A 16,488-nucleotide genomic window follows, 5' to 3' on the forward strand; every position below is an offset into this window, starting at 1 on the left:
CAACAACATTTTATTCTCCCATATACTCCCAGGCGCTTTTGTATGCGTCGTGCTGTTCTGCATAGCCGATGAAACCAGCATAATATTCGTGCTGACTTAGCGTAGCGCTGTCTCCTACCACAACAAGTTTCTTTCTTGCGCGCGTCATGGCAACGTTCATACGGCGGATCTCGCTGAGAAATCCGATACGGTTATCGTTGTTGCTGCGCGTCATGCTAATGAGCACAAGGTCGCGCTCCTGCCCCTGGAAACTATCGATGGTATTCACCGTGATCTTTGCAGCGTGCGGTTGCAGCACGGATGAATGTTGCAGCAATTCTTTCAGCGCATCGATCTGTTTGCGATAGGGAGAGATGATACCAATCGTTGGAAAGTCTTTATCCCACTGCTTTTCAGCTGCCAGTTGTTGAAGATACTTAATACAGAAAGCTGCTTCTTCAGGGTTGGAAGTAGCAGTGCCGGTGGTCTCTTCTTCGAAGCCGCATCCTGCAGTATCGATAAACTGCAAAGGATGTTCATCGTTGTGCAATGTATGGCCGGCAACACTTGCATGTGCCTTCAGTTCGTTATCGTAAAATGTTGCCGCGGAATATCCCATGATCAGTTGGTTCATGCGGTATTGTTCGTTCAGCATCACTACGGAATCCGGATGGAGTGTTACAAGTTTTTCCAGCAGTGTATTGCTCAGTCCGTTCTTTGCTGCTTCATTGGATTTCACCGTGGGCGGCAGTTGCAGGTGATCGCCTGCAAGAATGAGTTTGCGCGCTTTGATCACAGGCACCCAGGTGGCGGGCTCCAGTGCTTGTCCGGCTTCATCGATCACTACGGTATGGAATTTTTTATCGCGCACGAGATAATGATTGGCGCCGATCAGCGTGGCCGTGATCACATTCGCTTTCGCTATCAGATCATCCACGATGTATTGTTCGGTTTTCTCCACCTGCTTCATTATGTCACGTGCTGCATCGAAGAGCGCTTTGCGCTGATCGCGTTCCGCTTTGCCGAAACTCCGTTTGTATTTATGGGCCATGTCTTTGAACTCGCTGGCCTGTTTCTTCATCTTTTTGATCTCTTTGTTGCCATTGTGCTCAACCATTTTATGATCCATGGTAAGCATCTGCAAACGCTCGCTCACGCGCGCAGGATTGCCTATGCGCAACACATTGAGCCCTGCATCGGATAACTTCTCACTGAGCAGGTCAACCGCAGTATTGCTGGGAGCCACTACCAGTATCTGTTGTTTATCTTTTTTCACCAGCGCTTTGATGGCCTGCACCAGCGTGGTGGTTTTGCCGGTACCGGGAGGACCATGCACAATGGCGAGATCTTCAGCCGAAAGTATCTTGTTCACAGCTGCTGCCTGCGAAGCATTCAGTGCAGGGAATTCAACGGGTGATGCGTATGTTTCGAATACGGGAGTCTGAGACCCGGTGAGGATGCGTACCAGTTTCCCTTCTTCTTTTTTCTCGTTGAGCGCAATGGCCTGTTTGATGGCCTGCTGCATTTCGTCGTAACTGTTATCGTCGAAAAGCAGATCCACACCGAGTTTGCCGTTGCGGGTCCATTCGGGGAGTTCGTCGGTGCGCAGGGTTATTTTGATTTTGTTGGCGCCAACATAATTCACTACACCTTCCACACGATCTTCGTCACGGTTATGATTGGAGAAAAGTGCGGCGGATGTGCCGGTCCGGAACTGATGCTGGATATCCTGATTGGTAGTGCGTTCCAGCTCCACCGTTAGATAGTCTCCTTTGGTGGGTTCGGTATCGCGGATGGCAACGGGGTACCAGCTAAGGCCAGCCGAACGGCGGTCGTTTACGGAAAGCTTTGTATGGAGCTGACGGTAAAGGGCTTCATCTTCCTGCCGCTCGGTTTTGAGCAGATCGAGCAGCTTTTTGAAATAATCCATCGCGCAAAGGTACGCACACGGGGCGGCATTTGAGGAAAAGGTGCATTTCGGGTGAACAACTTACTGGCACTGAATGCCCTAGTTATCAGTTCATATAACTATTTTTATTATATTCATGATCATTAAATCGATAACTATGGTACAGAAATTCATGGCTGAGTTTTTTGGAACCTTCTGGCTTGTGTTGGGTGGTTGCGGCAGCGCCCTGATTGGAGCATCCTTTCCCGGAGCAGGCATTGGCCATCTGGGTGTGGCGCTTGCATTCGGATTAACGGTGCTCACTATTGCCTATTCACTCGGAAGAGTTTCAGGGGCTCACCTCAATCCGGCAGTCTCCATTGGCTTATGCATTGGAGGCAGATTGCCTGTTAAGGACCTGGTACCTTACATCATTGCACAGGTGCTGGGCGGTATCGTAGCAGCCGCTGTGCTGTATGTGATCGTAACCGGTAATGGCAGCAGCATCGGAAACTTTGCAGCCAATGGTTATGGGGCACATTCGCCCGGTGGTTACGACATGAAGTCGGCCTTCGTAACAGAAGCAGTGCTGACATTTATGTTCCTGATCGTGATCCTTGGCTCAACCGACAGCAGAAATGGTACAGGAAAATTTGCAGGGCTGGCCATCGGCCTTACCCTCACGCTGATCCACCTCATCAGCATTCCGGTAACCAACACTTCTGTAAACCCCGCACGAAGCATCAGTCAGGCCCTCTTCGTGGGCGACTGGGCAATGTCACAACTCTGGCTGTTCCTGCTTGCTCCTGCACTGGGTGCAGCACTCGCAGGCATTGTGTACAAAGCATTGTGGAAGTAGTTGATCAGAACCTTTACATAGAAATCGGAGCCCCTGATTGTTCAGGGGCTTTTTGTTGCTTACCGATGCCCGTTTTCAAAGTGAAAGCCAATTCAGCTCACTATATTTCCAATCGGCTGCAAGCATGCAGCCGATTTTTTTGTTCTCTTACCGGTTCAAAACCATCGCTGCCCTGATATGAAAAATCTTGCCACCATTACCGCTCTGCTCCTGCTTCAGATTAGTTTGTTCTCACAAACCATGGACGAAATGTGGGACAATCGTTCTTCCGGAAAAGAACACTCCAATATCAAATGGTTCAAAGACGCCAAATTCGGCATGTTCATTCACTGGGGATTGTATTCCAAACTCGGCGGAGAATGGAAAGGGAAGAAATATTACGGCAGTGGCGAATGGCTGATGAGCCAGGCAAAAATCCCCGTGAAAGAATATGAACAAGTGGCAGCAGCATTCAATCCTGTTGACTTCGATGCAGAAGAGTGGGCACAGCTTGCAGCCGATGCCGGAATGAAGTACATGGTGATCACCGCCAAACATCACGAAGGCTTTTCCATGTACGATTCAAAAGCCACCAATTTCGATATTACTGATGCCAGCGCTTACCACAAAGATCCCATGAAACCCTTATCTGAAGCTGTTCGCAAACGAGGACTGCAATTTGGATTCTATTACTCGCAATTTCAGGACTGGTACGAACCCAACGGCGGAAAGAACAGCTGGGACTTCAATGAGTCTAAGAAAAACTATCAGCTCTATTATCAGCAGAAAGCCATTCCGCAGATCAAAGAATTGCTCACGCAATACGGCCCGCTTGGCATTCTCTGGTTCGATACTCCGGGTGGCATGACCAAAGAACAAACACAACTGTTCATCGATTCACTTCGCCTGCTTCAGCCGGGATGCCTGTTCAGCAGCCGCGTTGGCCATGGACTGGGCGATTACAAAGACTTTGGGGATTCGGAACTGCCTCCCACTCCCATCAAAGGCGCATGGGAATCGCTGTACACGCATAACGACTCCTGGGGATTTATCCGCCATGATCTCAATTTCAAAACACCTGAAGCGATTGTACAATTGCTGGCGCATGTTGCATCGCGTGGAGGCAACCTTCTGCTGAATGTTGGACCGGATGGCACAGGCAAGATACCAGCATACAGCATCAGATACCTGAAAGAAGCCGGCAAGTGGCTGCGCACATACGGTGCCTCGATCTATGGAAGCACATATGGACTGATTGCCGATCAGCCCTGGGGCGTAAGTACATCAGCTCCCGGCAAACAGTTCCTGCATGTGCTGCATCAACCGGATAACAGAAAAATATTTGTGCCGCTTCAGCAAAACATTCGCATCAAAAAAATATACCTCCTGAAAAATAAACAGCCATTGCAGTTTACACTGCGTGGTACAGATCTTTCCATACAACTGCCTGCATCACTCCCCTCTTCGCCGGATGAAGTAATTGTGATGGAGTATGATGGCAAACTCCCTGAGCCATCGCTGAAAACGCCAGTTACAGTTTCTGCTCATTACCCTCAAAATCAACTGGAAGTTGTACGCGCAACACTTAAAGGAAAGCCATCTATGAAAAGCCTTACCTACAGCCACTATTACGGCGACTGGAAACATACCGACTGCATCACGGATCTGAAAGACAGTACAGATGAGATCGCATTTCCGATTAGAATCACAAATGCCGCAGACTACAAAGTGATACTCGAATATGCCTGCGACCCCGCATCAGCAAAACAGGAAGGCATTGTTTACTTCAATGAACAACCGGTTTACTTTCGCACATTGAAAACAGGCAGTTTCGAAAAAACGGCGCCATTGATGTTCATAAAGCATAACATTGGAACTGTGAGTGCAAAACCTGGGCTGGCCACTATCAAAATAAAGCCACTGATTAACGGCAATGAATTGTTGAAGTTGAAAGCGGTTATCCTCGAGCCGGTGAAATAATGGAGATCAACAGTTATCAGCATAACCATATGAGGCTGCTACAGAGTTAAACCCAATAAAATCCTGCGGTTAATGCAAATAAATAATTGGAGTTGGTTTTGAGTCGGATTCTGGCTATTTTTGGCTCCATTAACAATACCCTAACCAAATGCAATCCATAATTACACTATTGTTTTTTCGTTCTGCACCTAACTGATATAGTTTCAGCCCAGTTAAATCATCTGTTATTGTCAGCCCCGATACAGATCAGAGCTTGTTTCTGATAGTAATCTGTATTTCATAACCCCATGCACCTGATTCTTATGATTTTTAGCACCAGTGCAAACCTGACCAAACTTATCCTTTTGAGCCTGACAGCATGTTTTACATTCGCTGTCAGCAATGCTCAGACGCCGGAGCCGCTTCCGGTTCCTTACAGTGCCACCACCAAAGTAAATTACGTGAGATCATGGAGTGCAAAAACTCCTGAAACAGATCCATCAGTATTTGTGACCAAAGGGGTTAAAGAAGTAATGCAATCGACCGAATATCTCGACGGATTGGGAAGACCAATTCAAACAGTAGTAAAAAAAGGAGCCGTTGTAAATGGCAATCAGGTTGACCTTGTTACGCCGGTTGTATATGATAACTTCGGTCGCACACCACTTCAATACCTTCCTTTTGCTGCTACAGCCGTAGCGGGGGGTGGCACTTTGAATGATGGCAATTTCAAATTGAATCCATTTCAGCAGCAGGCGACCTTTGCCGGTGCTCAATATGAAGGAGAGAACTACTTTTACTCAAAAACAGAGTTTGAAGCGTCGCCGTTGAGCAGACAGACCAAAATGATGGCTCCGGGAAATAGCTGGGTTGGGCAATCACGGGGAGTTGAATCAAAATACTGGCTCAACACCGCCATCGATGATGTGAAGATCTGGCAGGTTACCGAACAACCCAATGGATATGCATCGTATCAGGTAACTGGCGTATATCCCGCTGGCCAGTTAACAAAAGACATCACCATTAGCGAACACCAGAAACAGCAAATAATATTTACAGATAAAAGCGGACAGATAATTCTCAGGAAAACCCAGGTAGGTAACACGCAGGATAATGGAGACGGTTCAGGCCATACAGGCTGGGTCAACACCTATTATGTTTATGACGACTTCAATAATGTTCGTTGCGTGATTCAACCCGAAGCAGTTAAAGCCATCAGCACAGACTGGCAACTGACTAATGCAACCATCCTCGCAGAACAATGCTTCCGTTACGAATATGACCACCGGATGCGTATAACTGCAAAGCAGCATCCCGGCAGAGGAACAACCTACATGATCTATGATGTTGCAGACCGGCTTGTATTTACGCAGGATGAAGCTATGCGCCAGAAAGGTCAATGGCTAACCTATCTGTATGATGAACTGAACAGGCAGGTCATAATTGGAATCATCAATTACAGTGGTTCCCGCGCAGAACTGCAGGGATTGGTTGATATTCAAACAGCAACCACCGAACAGGGTTCTGGCGTGGTGGCCGATAAAGTAATGTCAACACTTACGCCATCCGGCACCTATTATGCAACCAACAGCATTAGCCTTGAGCCTGGATTTGAAAGTGAAAACAATGCAAACATCAACCTTGAACTTATCAATGGAGGCGGTACGGGCGGCTCAGTTGAGATCGAAGGAGTGCAGGTAAATAGAAACCCTATTCCCAACGGAGCAGGTTTTATTGCACATACTATTACTTATTATGACAATTACCAATGGACCACTCCACTGCCTGCAACATTAAAAACTTTCAGCACAACTGAAGTGAGCAGTCATTTCTATGCTGCTACCAATTCTTCTCCCTATGCACAGGAAGTTGTTGCCTCAAACAATACAAAGGGCATGGTAACTGGAAGTAAAACGCTTGTACTCGGCAGCAACCCACTCAAATATATTACCAGCGTACATTTTTATGATGAAGATGCCAGACTGGTGCAGCTCCGCACCCAAAACTATACAGATGGCTTGGATGTCTCCACCTCTCAATACGCGTGGAACGGGCAATCCCTGGTGGCAATAGCCCAACAGCAAAAGCTGGGCACCAACCCACAAACGCATATGGTAATCACAAAACCAAACTATGATGATTATGGAAGAGTGATGAGTATCAAAAAATCAGTCAGCAGTACCATTGGCGGCGTAACAATTTCAAAACCCGAAACTGAAATAATTACGCAGGAATATAACGCACTGGGCCAACTGAAAACAAAATCATTTCCTCTTGTAAATGAGTCGGTGGTATTCGATTACAACATTCTGGGATGGGTGCTTGGAGCAAACAGGGATTATCTGAAAAACGACAACTCAACACATAAATTCGGATATGAATTAGGATATGATAAGCCAGCAACCTCTGTTGCGGGAACCAGCTTTGCCAATCCGCAATTCAATGGCAACGCCAGCGGAACAGTTTGGCGCAGTGCGGGAGACGGAGAAAAGAGAAAATACGATTACAGCTACGATAACCTGAACAGGCTTACTGCTGCTGAATTTGGCCAATTTAAGAATGGCAGTATTGACCAGAACTCCAATCTCAACTTCAGTGTAAGAAATATCACCTATGACTTCAATGGGAACATTCTTACCATGAACAAATACGGATGGAAACCGGGCACTGCTGCAGGTTCCCCAAGTGTACTCATCGATGAGCTTCAGTATAATTATTTTGCCTATACCAATAAGCTGAAAAACGTAATCGATGCTAAAAATGATCCGCTGACAAAACTGGGCGACTTCAGAAGCTCACAAACTTATATGAGTGCTCTTGGCGGAGCTAAAACTCCAGGCGCCACCGATTATTCATACGATGTCAATGGCAATCTCAACAAAGACCTCAATAAAGATATTGGCGATGCGGGCACAACAGGCATTATCTACAATTACCTGAACCTCCCTGTACTGATTACTTTCAAAGGAGCTGCCGGCAACAAGGGCACAATAGAATATACCTATGACGCCAATGGCAATAAATTGAAGCGCATATTGACAGAGGATGGAAAAGCTCCCAAAATCACAGAGTTCCTCGGAAATATGGCATATGAAGATGACAAATTACAATACATCGGTTTTGAAGCAGGCCGTATCAGATTAATTCAAAAGACACTCGAACAAGGCGGAACTGTTAACGAGTATGTGTATGATTATTTCCTGAAAGATCAACTCGGCAACACCCGTATGGTACTCACCGAGCAACAGGAAACTTCCAAATATTACGCCACTATGGAAACGGCGTACAGGGAAAAGGAAAAAGCGCTGTTCTCCAATATCACGGAAACCGCTTTCCCTACTGCAAATGTACCTGGAGGATATCCTGCCGATGCCATGACCACTAATCCCAATGAATTTGTGGCCAAACTGAATGGCCTGGGTAAAAAGATCGGGCCCTCACTTGTTTTGCGAGTAATGTCAGGAGATAAAATGGATATTGGAGTAAAATCCTTTTATCGACCACAGGGAACCGTAGGTTCACCTACCAGCTCTGTTCCTCAATTACTGACCTCTCTGGCGGCAGGGATAGTAGGTAAAGCCGGAGAATCGAAAGGAGCTTTATCATTATTGGAAAACGATGTAACCAGTCCTTTACTGGGCGCTGTAGATCTGTTCAGAACCTCCAAAAACAATGCAGCACCTGGTGCGCCGAAAGCATTCCTCAACTGGATACTGTTTGATGAACAGTTCAACTTTGTAGAAGCATCCAGTAATGCGAAGCAGGTTTCAACGGCTGATGTGATCGAATCCCTCACTTCAGGAACTGTGAATATCAGGAAGAATGGTTTCCTCTATGTTTATGTAAGCAATGAGACAGATAATTACGATGTATATTTTAATGACCTGAGTGTAGTTCATAATGCCGGGCCGATACTGGAAGAAACACATTATTATCCGTTCGGACTTTCTATTGCTGCGATCAGCTCAAAAGCCTTTGGGAGACTGGAGAATACCCGCAAATTTAATGGCGGAACCGAGTTGAATGAAGGATTAGGGCTACATTTGTACGAAACACCGTTCAGACTATATGACCCGCAACTGGGCAGGTTTATTCAGTTGGATGAAATGGCAGAGAAGTTTGTGGAATGGTCTCCTTACACTTTTGCCATGAACAATCCGATTCTGCTGAATGACCCAACGGGATTGGATACAGTACTTACAACAAAAACAACAAATCTTGCGCCGGTAGTGGTTACAGCTAAGGTTTCAAATTATAAGATGTATCTGAACAGGCTGACGCACGGCGGAGGCACACTAGTGTTCAGAAGTACAGACAGCAAATCCCTCAGATCCCAGCTTACGAGGGTATGGGAGTATGAGAATAGACGCTTTGAAATGACCAAGGCTGCTCAGTATGGCTTACTTAACGTGGCATCGTCATTTGTTCCAATTGGTAAGGTATTTCAAGGCATGGCATGGGCATACCGCGCCGCAAAAGTGAGTCAGTTTCTATCAAAAGGAGGGCAACTCGCCAGCAGATTAATCAACAACCCTACTGTAGTGAAGTACGGAGGTAAGATGCTGACAGAAATGGGTACCAATCTGGCTAAAGAAACATTAGCCAACTATCTTAACCCTGGTGCAGAAGTAGATTATTTTGATGTTTTAATTGGTGGGCTTGGGGCTCCTTTTGGAATAGGGGGAAAAATAGCAGGAGAAGCACTGGGAGCAACAATCGATGTTCAGGCAGAAGCGGGTGTAACTACAGTATTTGATGGATCGAAAAGGGGGGATTTTGTAGGTATCGATGCCCTTTTTGGAATTGCAAAAATAGCAACAGGTAGCCTGGCAGAAAGTTTCAAAGCAGACTCCCGTATTGCCAATGGCCTTGATGCCATGATAGATCAAGCCAAAAATGGAGTTAAAGCAGTTCAACCTAAACAGGATGACAAAAAATAAAGCAATAGCATTCATATTGATTTTTGGGACAATCTTTTGTGCCTTCTTTTTCTGGGGGAAAAACAAAAAGAACAAAATCAATAGAAACAAGGTATATGTTGTGGCAAAAATTCAATCGCTCAACAATCTGACTAATAGTACTATTTATTATTGTCTTTACCGTTTCAAGAATAAGGAATATACAATGAAATTTAAGGACTTTGGGGGCCGTGAAATTGGAAAACTGGTCTTTGTAAAAATTTCAGAAGTAGACCCCGAGCTAAATCTGGTGCTGTTTCACGAATCGGTTCCTGACTGTATCGACTTCGACAAAGCTCCCGCAGAAGGCTGGAAAACATTGCCAGACTGCAAATAAACTCACTCATCCCAGGTTGTTTCAAAACAGCCTGGGATTTTCATTCCCCTATTACCCTATTTTATGTCTAAATGTTTCAGACGGACAATCCGTCAAACACTTCTTTTGATTCTACTGCTCGGATTATCATCCTCAGAATTTTATGCACAGGTTCCCAATCAGGGTGCCTTGCCGCAGATCATCCCAAAATCTCCGAATGTTGCCGGTTTTGAAAAGTATGGAAAAATACCTGTTTCTCTGAGTACAGGTGTACCAGAAGTAAGCATTCCACTAACTACGATCAACATCGATGGGCTGAGCATTCCCGTTACCTTATCGTATCACAATAATGGTGTAAAACCAAAAGAGATCGCATCATGGGTTGGCTATGGCTGGAACCTGCAATTCGGCGGAACAATCAACTGGCAGATTCGTGGCCTCAGTGATTTTAGTCAGGTGGAAAATGGATTGTACTAGGGCAATCCCAATCTGGAAGATTACTACGCAGGTCGCCAAACATATAAACAACAAGCCGTTTTCTTCGAATCGATCCTCAGAAAAGAGCAGGATACCGAATACGATTTATTCCACCTGAACCTGCTCGACAACTCCCACTATTTCTATTACAAAGGCAATCAGCAAATGGAAGTAGCTCCCAGAACAGATCTGAAGATTACCAATTCAGGTGGAGTGTGGAAAGTTACAGACCTTACAGGCAACCAATTCTTTTTTGAAGCATCTGAAAGCGGCAGCTCTTCTGACAATGGTGATGTCAATCTCAGAGAAAGCAGTAATGGTGCTACGTTCTACCTGTCGAAGATCATCACAAAAAATGGTCGTCAGATCCTGTTCAGGTATCAGGCTTACTTCTACAGTTTCAATCAGGAAAGTCAGCTGAGATCCATCATCAATGCGCCTTCTATGAGTAATTGCCCCAGAGGCGGGCCTCAATCAAAGCTATTTTGGGAATTGCAATACCTGCTATTGATTTCAATTTATTCGTGTGCATAATGCTGTGTTTATTGATCACAAAATTATGCGGAGCATGCTATGCGAAGAATGTCAGAAAATACCGATCACCTGCCAATATTGACGAACATATTCCGATAGTCTACAGGCGCTATCTGCGTATTCTTTTTGAAGAAATGACTGAATTGCTCAGGAGTGGAAAATGAAAGATCATAGGCGATCTCTTTGATGGGTCGGGCCGAAAACTGCAATGCACGCTTGGCTTCGTCAATCACATGGCCATTGATGGATAGAGCTTACTATCGGCATTATCGATGCCAGTAAGCGCAGCTGCGTTGATGTTGGCCAATTTGATCATGATCACTTTCAGATTTCTTTATCCAGAATCAAGGCATTTCCCGGATGCATAGCCAGTGAATTTTGATGAAGATTATTTGAAGAACAAATTTACCCGAAACTGGTTCAGACAGCTGCACAATCTTTCCCTGCGAACTGTTAAAAGATGATATGCCATCAGATCAAACCGGTTTCTTTTGCCCTGTTGATGAGGGTTACGATATTATTCACCTGAAACTTATGCAGCAACGTAGCTCTATGCGTTTTAACGGTAAGCGGACTGATGTACAACTCTTCTGCTATCGCTGCAGACTTTCTCCCTGCTGCCAGCAAATGAAGGATCTGTTTTTCTCTTTTGGTAAGTTCCGGTACGGGTTGCAATGTATTGAGATCGGGTTGCTGCAGAATGTCTTTTACTTCATCACTGAGCGCTATTTTGCCCTCCATAACAGTATTCAGCGCATCGAGCAATTCCCGGGCTGATAAGTTTTTCAGCAGATAGCCGCGGGCACCATTCTTCAAAAGTTGTGAAATAATGCTGCGCTCATTCAGGTTGCTCAATCCAACAACATTCGTATCGGGATATCGCTCGCTGATCTCTTTGCAGAAATGAACACCACTCCCATCGGGAAGTGTGATATCCAGCAACAGAATATCCACTTTCTGTTGACTGAGAAACTGCATCAGGTCTCCACCGGTGGTGAAACAACCTGCGATTTCGTACACCGGATCATTTTCCAGCAGCGATTTAAAGCCCTGAATAACTATCGGATGATCATCCACAATGGCAATGCTGATCTTATGATGATTGGGCAACATTCAGTTCGATATTAATGATGGTTCCTTCTGGTGATGATTCAATATGGAATTGTCCATTGAAATACTCCACACGGTTTCTGATATTCTTCATTCCCATTCCTTCCGCATGATGATTATTGGTATTGAAACCAATTCCATTGTCTTCTACTGTGATGAAGAAGCTGTCTTCCTCCTGACTGCATTGCAACATCAGCGCAGATGCATTGGCATGGTTCACTGCATTGCCGATGATCTCCTGTATCATGCGATAGATCATGGTTTGCGTGGCCAATGGCAGTGCTTCATCGATATTGTAGGCGTTGTATGTTACGCGCAACTGCGGATTCATTACGGAAGAGCAGAGATCTTTAAGGGCATCCTGCAATCCAAGAGTAAGCAACGATTCCGGCATCATATTGCGCGACAGCCAACGCAATTCGCTGATGCCGGTATCCAACTGATCCATCACCTGTTGAAGCGATTGCTGCTGCACAGCATGTGCTGCCGGAATGCGAGACAAGCCTAGTTTTACAGCAGCGAGGCGGCACCCAAGTCCGTCGTGCAGATCACGGGCCATTCGCTGACGCTCCTGCTCCTGCCCATGCATCAGGGCTGTGTAATTGGAGAGCTGCTTTTCTTTTTCGATACTGTCGAGTTCTGTTCGGTGTTCTTCCTCCCGCTTTGCGGCCATCTTTTTGCGATGCCGCAATTGCATGAAGGCAAGTACTGCAACGAGGCTGAGTACGGCAATTACAGCGAGCAGCAGCAGGAGCTGATACTTTCTGTCGCGCGCACCGATCTTCTTTTCGTGTTCGAGATTCAGAATCTGCTTTTCTTTTTCCGCTGTTCTGAATTGTGTTTCCAGTGCAGCGATCTCTGTTTTGGTTTGGTTCTGATAAATGGAGTCGGACAATGCGGCATATTGCATCAGCCGACTGTAAGCGGCTTCTGTATTGCCGATGATCTTTTCGGTTTCTGCCAGATCGTACAACAATTGCTTTTTATTTTTGGATAGCGGAAAACTGGCTTCCATGGCCAATCCCAGCAACAACATATTGCGTGCAGCAGTGTAATTTTCTTCTTCCCGGTATACATTGAATTGTTCGTGAAGCAGGGATCGTTTCTCGAAAATATCGTTCAGCTTATCTGCCAGTACCAGGCCATGTTCGAGACTTTGATGAGCCAACGCATAGGATCTTACATATCTGAAGTACGCTCCCTCCACTGAATAATACAATGGCCAGTAGGGCGATTCGGGATTCGGTTCCAGTACCTTTTTGGCTTTTTGCAGAAAGTACAAAGCCTGTTCCGGATGTGCGCTCAGAATATTTGCACGGGCAGACAACGCATAAGCATCGGCCAGATCTGCGTATACCGTATTGCCGGCTTCCATGATGGATATGGCACGGGCAAAGTATTGCAGCCCGCGTTCGTACTCATTCTGATTGAGCAATATCAATCCGATGTTGTGATAGTTCAATGCAACTCTTGTACTGTCGCCCGCCTGCTGCGCAAGCGGCAATGCTTTATTGATGAGGATATGGAGGTATCCTCTCATATTATCTTTTCGCTGTTCGAGGGCTCCGTAATTATTCCATGCTCTCGATCTGAAGATGAGCGCTTCGGGTTGTGAGAATTTGCTGAGTTGTTTTTCTGCATACATATATTGTTGCTGACTGCGGCTGGCATCGAATTCAAAATATACTCCTGCGAGATAGAAGTGCGCCAAGGCATTGAGGTATTCATCCTGACGGCTCAGTTCAATGCTTTGATTTGCATAGCCGAGTGCTTTGGCAGTGTCTTTAACACTGTAGTAATCCGAGAGCAGAAAAAGCGCATCCAGCCTGCCTTTCAGGGTTGTTGCATTTTTCAATACCTGCTGAAGGCTGTCGGGAAACCTGCGGTCATCAACCAGATGCTGTGCACTTGCAGACATGCGAATGCACAACAACAGCAGCAACAAACAGATGGTGATTGAAAATGATTTGTTCAGCATACTCAAGTTTGAACCTGCACTAAAAATAATGATAAAACAATTGGAGCATAGCTTTCCGGCGCTTCTTCCTAAAAATTACTCCTTTGGGAGTATTGCCTTGCGACGCCTGCAATCGGAATTTTGTTGGGCAATTCTCAATTCAAACCATTAATCATTAACCAACATGAGCAAGCATTTATTCTGGATAGCACTGGCATTGATGTTGAACGCCTGCTCCAAAGGCAAGGGCGACAATGGCGGCGGTGATGGCGGCAATCCTGGTCCGGGTACAAACCCGGGAAACGGAAACGTGCAACTGGGAACCGGTGTGGTGTACTTCGACTGGGCAACGGAAGGCATTTCCAAAGTTGATCTCAATACCGGAGTAAAAGCAAGAGCCCTCATTTACAATACCCGGAGAAATGGCTGGGATATCAGTCGTGATAACACTTTGCTGCTCGAAGTAACAGATCATCCGGATGATTATGATGCAGAACTCTACACCATCACCAATATCAAGGATAACACCATCGTATCGCGGTTCAAAAAGAATTCGGGCTATGCAAACCACACATTCCCCACATTATCGTACGATAAAACGCTGATTGTTGTACCTCCCACCGACGACGATGGCATCATGATACTGGATCTTCAGGGAAAAATCCTGCTGAACCTGATTTCCTTTCAGGGCAAAAAACTCACGGAATCAGTTGAATGGATGCCAGACAACACCCTGCTGTTCAGACTGGAAAACAGTTTGTACAGAACCAACAAAGAAATGACAGCAGCAACGCTGGTAAAAACTTTCAACTTTGCCAGTTGGGGAAATTTTGCAGTAAGTCCGGATGGAAGCAAGATTGCATTGAATGCCGGCAATCACACCTGGATGATGAATGCAGATGGGAACAATCTTACTCAGATAACAGAAAGCGACTACATTGAAGTGATGCCGGTATTCTCACCGGATTCAAAGCGATTGCTGATAGGCTATGATTTTACAAGAACCGGAGACTGGGGCAGGTACTGGAAAATGGCCATCATACCGGCGGACTACGGAAAATACAATGTGAATACAAATGCAGATAAGCGCGTTATTCCGTTTGTACCAAAAGGGGAAACCAGTGTGCAGGCTTCGGATGGCATCATGCTTTGGCGTTAAGCAAGTGCATCAGAAACTGTAAATTGATTACCGGAACCGATATCCTATTGTTTCACTTTATTCTTTATTATGAATCCGGTAAACATTACAGTATTTCTTCAGGCAGCAGGCGGTAAATTCCTAGGGCCGAATGCATACAGCAACAACAATATCAGTATTTATTTAATTGTGGAAGGGCAAAGCTATCCGCTCGTTTACGATGCAACTGCAAGTGGCATCGATGATGGCAATATCAGTCAGCAGTTCTCGAATGCATCACCGTATGCATCGCCGATACTCACATTGCAGACATCCGGCTCAGGCAATCCGACAAGCGGATATCAGACCAATTATCTTACGATCGACGACAATACGGTACGCGGAACAGTTTCAGTAAGCATACCCGATGCACCATATATCAATGCCACATTAAAAGCGTATGTTCCCAAGCCAACGGGATTGACGCTACTGGTGGAACAGTTGATTGTACTGGTGCCGCAGCAAACGGATTATACGTTTTTACTTCCGGTTGCAGGGTTGCTGCTGGAACCGAATCCGGCAACACAACCAGAAGGAACATTATCAGTGCTGGTAAAAATGATGTGTGGCTGCAAAATAACAGTAGGCAATCCAAACAGTTTCTGGTCGCCGGATGATTTCGATGTGGTGGCCAATGTAACGTTTGCGGATAACAGCGCTGCAGCGTATCCGATGAATTTCGACGGAAGCAGTAATGATTCATCTTTTTATGCGAGTATACCAACAGCATCGCGGGTGCTGTTTGTGTGTTATACTGCACAACAACATAGTACCGGCAATTTTGGATTTTTGCAGGTGAGCTGATAAATGCTCAACTCCTGCAAATGAAAGAAGCCTGTAGCATCTGCCGCAGGCTTTTTTCTTTAACGCCAAACCGTGCTTCTATTTCACCCAAAGCTCCCATTTGTTATTGAACTTATACCATTTACCATCGGAGCCTTCCCATGTCCAGTCAGGCACTTCAGACCATGAACTACCATCTGCACTCCATACCAGCTTGCCTTCATGGATCTTGAGCCACTTGCCGGATTTATCGGCCCATGCGCCGTCGCTTACCGCTGCCCATTTTTTACCGTCAGTGCTCCACCAGAGGCCGGCATTCTTGTCGATTTTGTACCAGTATGTTTTTCCGTCTTTCATGCCGGGCCATGTGCCGGATTTGGATTTCATCCAATCACTGCTGATGGATGTTACAGTAACTTCTTTGCTGTTTTTTGTTGCAAAGCTGCTCATGAACAGTACTGCCGGCAGGCAAAATGCCAGCATAACAATTGACTTTTTCATATGTATCATGT

Annotated in this window: 13 protein-coding genes; 8 read left to right on the forward strand and 5 right to left on the reverse strand. The window is 45.7% G+C overall.

Annotated elements, in window-relative coordinates; all coding sequences use genetic code 11:
• Positions 1 to 10: 10 nt before the first annotated feature.
• On the reverse strand, positions 11 to 1,909 hold the full coding sequence (locus HHL16_RS13220; protein ID WP_169425670.1) for an AAA domain-containing protein: 1,899 nt from the start codon (positions 1,907 to 1,909) through the stop codon (positions 11 to 13).
• Positions 1,910 to 2,024: 115 nt separating this feature from the next.
• Between HHL16_RS13220 and aqpZ the strand changes: the two genes are divergently transcribed.
• The 6 genes from aqpZ to HHL16_RS13250 all read left to right on the forward strand — a co-directional run bounded on the left by aqpZ (position 2,025) and on the right by HHL16_RS13250 (position 10,949).
• Positions 2,025 to 2,726 carry an aquaporin Z gene (gene aqpZ / locus HHL16_RS13225; RefSeq protein WP_346766839.1) on the forward strand — a complete coding sequence of 234 codons (702 nt, stop codon included), beginning with the start codon at positions 2,025 to 2,027 and terminating at the stop codon, positions 2,724 to 2,726.
• A 177-nt stretch (positions 2,727 to 2,903) separates the two neighbouring features.
• On the forward strand, positions 2,904 to 4,685 hold the full coding sequence (locus HHL16_RS13230; protein WP_169425672.1) for an alpha-L-fucosidase: 1,782 nt from the start codon (positions 2,904 to 2,906) through the stop codon (positions 4,683 to 4,685).
• Between the two features lie 344 nt (positions 4,686 to 5,029).
• Positions 5,030 to 9,604: a DUF6443 domain-containing protein gene (locus HHL16_RS13235; RefSeq protein ID WP_169425673.1), complete on the forward strand. Its 4,575-nt coding sequence runs from the start codon at positions 5,030 to 5,032 to the stop codon at positions 9,602 to 9,604.
• Positions 9,591 to 9,959: a hypothetical protein gene (locus tag HHL16_RS13240; RefSeq protein ID WP_169425674.1), complete on the forward strand. Its 369-nt coding sequence runs from the start codon at positions 9,591 to 9,593 to the stop codon at positions 9,957 to 9,959. Before HHL16_RS13235 ends, HHL16_RS13240 begins: the two co-directional genes overlap by 14 nt.
• Positions 9,960 to 10,064: 105 nt before the next feature.
• A complete protein-coding gene (locus HHL16_RS13245; RefSeq protein ID WP_169425675.1) occupies positions 10,065 to 10,415 on the forward strand; it encodes a hypothetical protein in 351 nt (116 codons plus the stop codon).
• A 165-nt stretch (positions 10,416 to 10,580) separates the two neighbouring features.
• Positions 10,581 to 10,949, forward strand: a complete 369-nt coding sequence (locus HHL16_RS13250; protein WP_169425676.1) for a hypothetical protein — start codon at positions 10,581 to 10,583, stop codon at positions 10,947 to 10,949.
• A gap of 65 nt (positions 10,950 to 11,014) precedes the next feature.
• On the opposite strand, the gene HHL16_RS13255 is transcribed toward HHL16_RS13250, so the two are convergent.
• The 3 genes from HHL16_RS13255 to HHL16_RS13265 form a co-directional block, all read right to left on the reverse strand.
• A complete protein-coding gene (locus HHL16_RS13255) occupies positions 11,015 to 11,182 on the reverse strand; it encodes a helix-turn-helix domain-containing protein (RefSeq protein ID WP_169425677.1) in 168 nt (55 codons plus the stop codon).
• Positions 11,183 to 11,420: 238 nt separating this feature from the next.
• Positions 11,421 to 12,062 carry a response regulator transcription factor gene (locus HHL16_RS13260; RefSeq protein ID WP_169425678.1) on the reverse strand — a complete coding sequence of 214 codons (642 nt, stop codon included), beginning with the start codon at positions 12,060 to 12,062 and terminating at the stop codon, positions 11,421 to 11,423.
• Positions 12,043 to 14,037, reverse strand: coding sequence for a sensor histidine kinase (locus tag HHL16_RS13265; RefSeq protein WP_169425679.1), 1,995 nt, complete (start codon positions 14,035 to 14,037; stop codon positions 12,043 to 12,045). Before HHL16_RS13265 ends, HHL16_RS13260 begins: the two co-directional genes overlap by 20 nt.
• A gap of 163 nt (positions 14,038 to 14,200) precedes the next feature.
• On the opposite strand from HHL16_RS13265, the gene HHL16_RS13270 reads away from it, so the two are divergent.
• Both HHL16_RS13270 and HHL16_RS13275 read left to right on the forward strand, forming a co-directional pair.
• Complete coding sequence (locus HHL16_RS13270) at positions 14,201 to 15,175, forward strand: PD40 domain-containing protein (protein WP_169425680.1); 975 nt, start codon at positions 14,201 to 14,203, stop codon at positions 15,173 to 15,175.
• A 69-nt stretch (positions 15,176 to 15,244) separates the two neighbouring features.
• The gene (locus tag HHL16_RS13275) at positions 15,245 to 15,997 is read left to right on the forward strand and encodes a hypothetical protein (RefSeq protein ID WP_169425681.1); all 753 of its coding nucleotides are present in this window, start codon (positions 15,245 to 15,247) and stop codon (positions 15,995 to 15,997) included.
• Between the two features lie 78 nt (positions 15,998 to 16,075).
• Here HHL16_RS13275 and HHL16_RS13280 read toward each other — a convergent pair whose 3' ends face one another.
• The gene (locus tag HHL16_RS13280; RefSeq protein WP_169425682.1) at positions 16,076 to 16,477 is read right to left on the reverse strand and encodes a hypothetical protein; all 402 of its coding nucleotides are present in this window, start codon (positions 16,475 to 16,477) and stop codon (positions 16,076 to 16,078) included.
• Positions 16,478 to 16,488 lie beyond the last annotated feature (11 nt).

The sequence above is a fragment of the Pseudoflavitalea sp. G-6-1-2 genome, from assembly GCF_012927185.1.
Taxonomy (GTDB): domain Bacteria; phylum Bacteroidota; class Bacteroidia; order Chitinophagales; family Chitinophagaceae; genus Pseudobacter.

Bases quoted from the DNA above. Each gene is read 5' to 3' on its own strand.
- HHL16_RS13220 (WP_169425670.1), bottom strand. From the start codon at position 1,909: ATGGATTATTTCAAAAAGCTGCTCGATCTGCTCAAAACCGAGCGGCAG.
- aqpZ (WP_346766839.1), top strand. From the start codon at position 2,025: ATGATCATTAAATCGATAACTATGGTACAGAAATTCATGGCTGAGTTT.
- HHL16_RS13230 (WP_169425672.1), top strand. From the start codon at position 2,904: ATGAAAAATCTTGCCACCATTACCGCTCTGCTCCTGCTTCAGATTAGT.
- HHL16_RS13240 (WP_169425674.1), top strand. From the start codon at position 9,591: ATGACAAAAAATAAAGCAATAGCATTCATATTGATTTTTGGGACAATC.
- HHL16_RS13250 (WP_169425676.1), top strand. From the start codon at position 10,581: ATGGAAGTAGCTCCCAGAACAGATCTGAAGATTACCAATTCAGGTGGA.
- HHL16_RS13260 (WP_169425678.1), bottom strand. From the start codon at position 12,062: ATGTTGCCCAATCATCATAAGATCAGCATTGCCATTGTGGATGATCAT.
- HHL16_RS13265 (WP_169425679.1), bottom strand. From the start codon at position 14,037: ATGCTGAACAAATCATTTTCAATCACCATCTGTTTGTTGCTGCTGTTG.
- HHL16_RS13270 (WP_169425680.1), top strand. From the start codon at position 14,201: ATGAGCAAGCATTTATTCTGGATAGCACTGGCATTGATGTTGAACGCC.
- HHL16_RS13275 (WP_169425681.1), top strand. From the start codon at position 15,245: ATGAATCCGGTAAACATTACAGTATTTCTTCAGGCAGCAGGCGGTAAA.
- HHL16_RS13280 (WP_169425682.1), bottom strand. From the start codon at position 16,477: ATGAAAAAGTCAATTGTTATGCTGGCATTTTGCCTGCCGGCAGTACTG.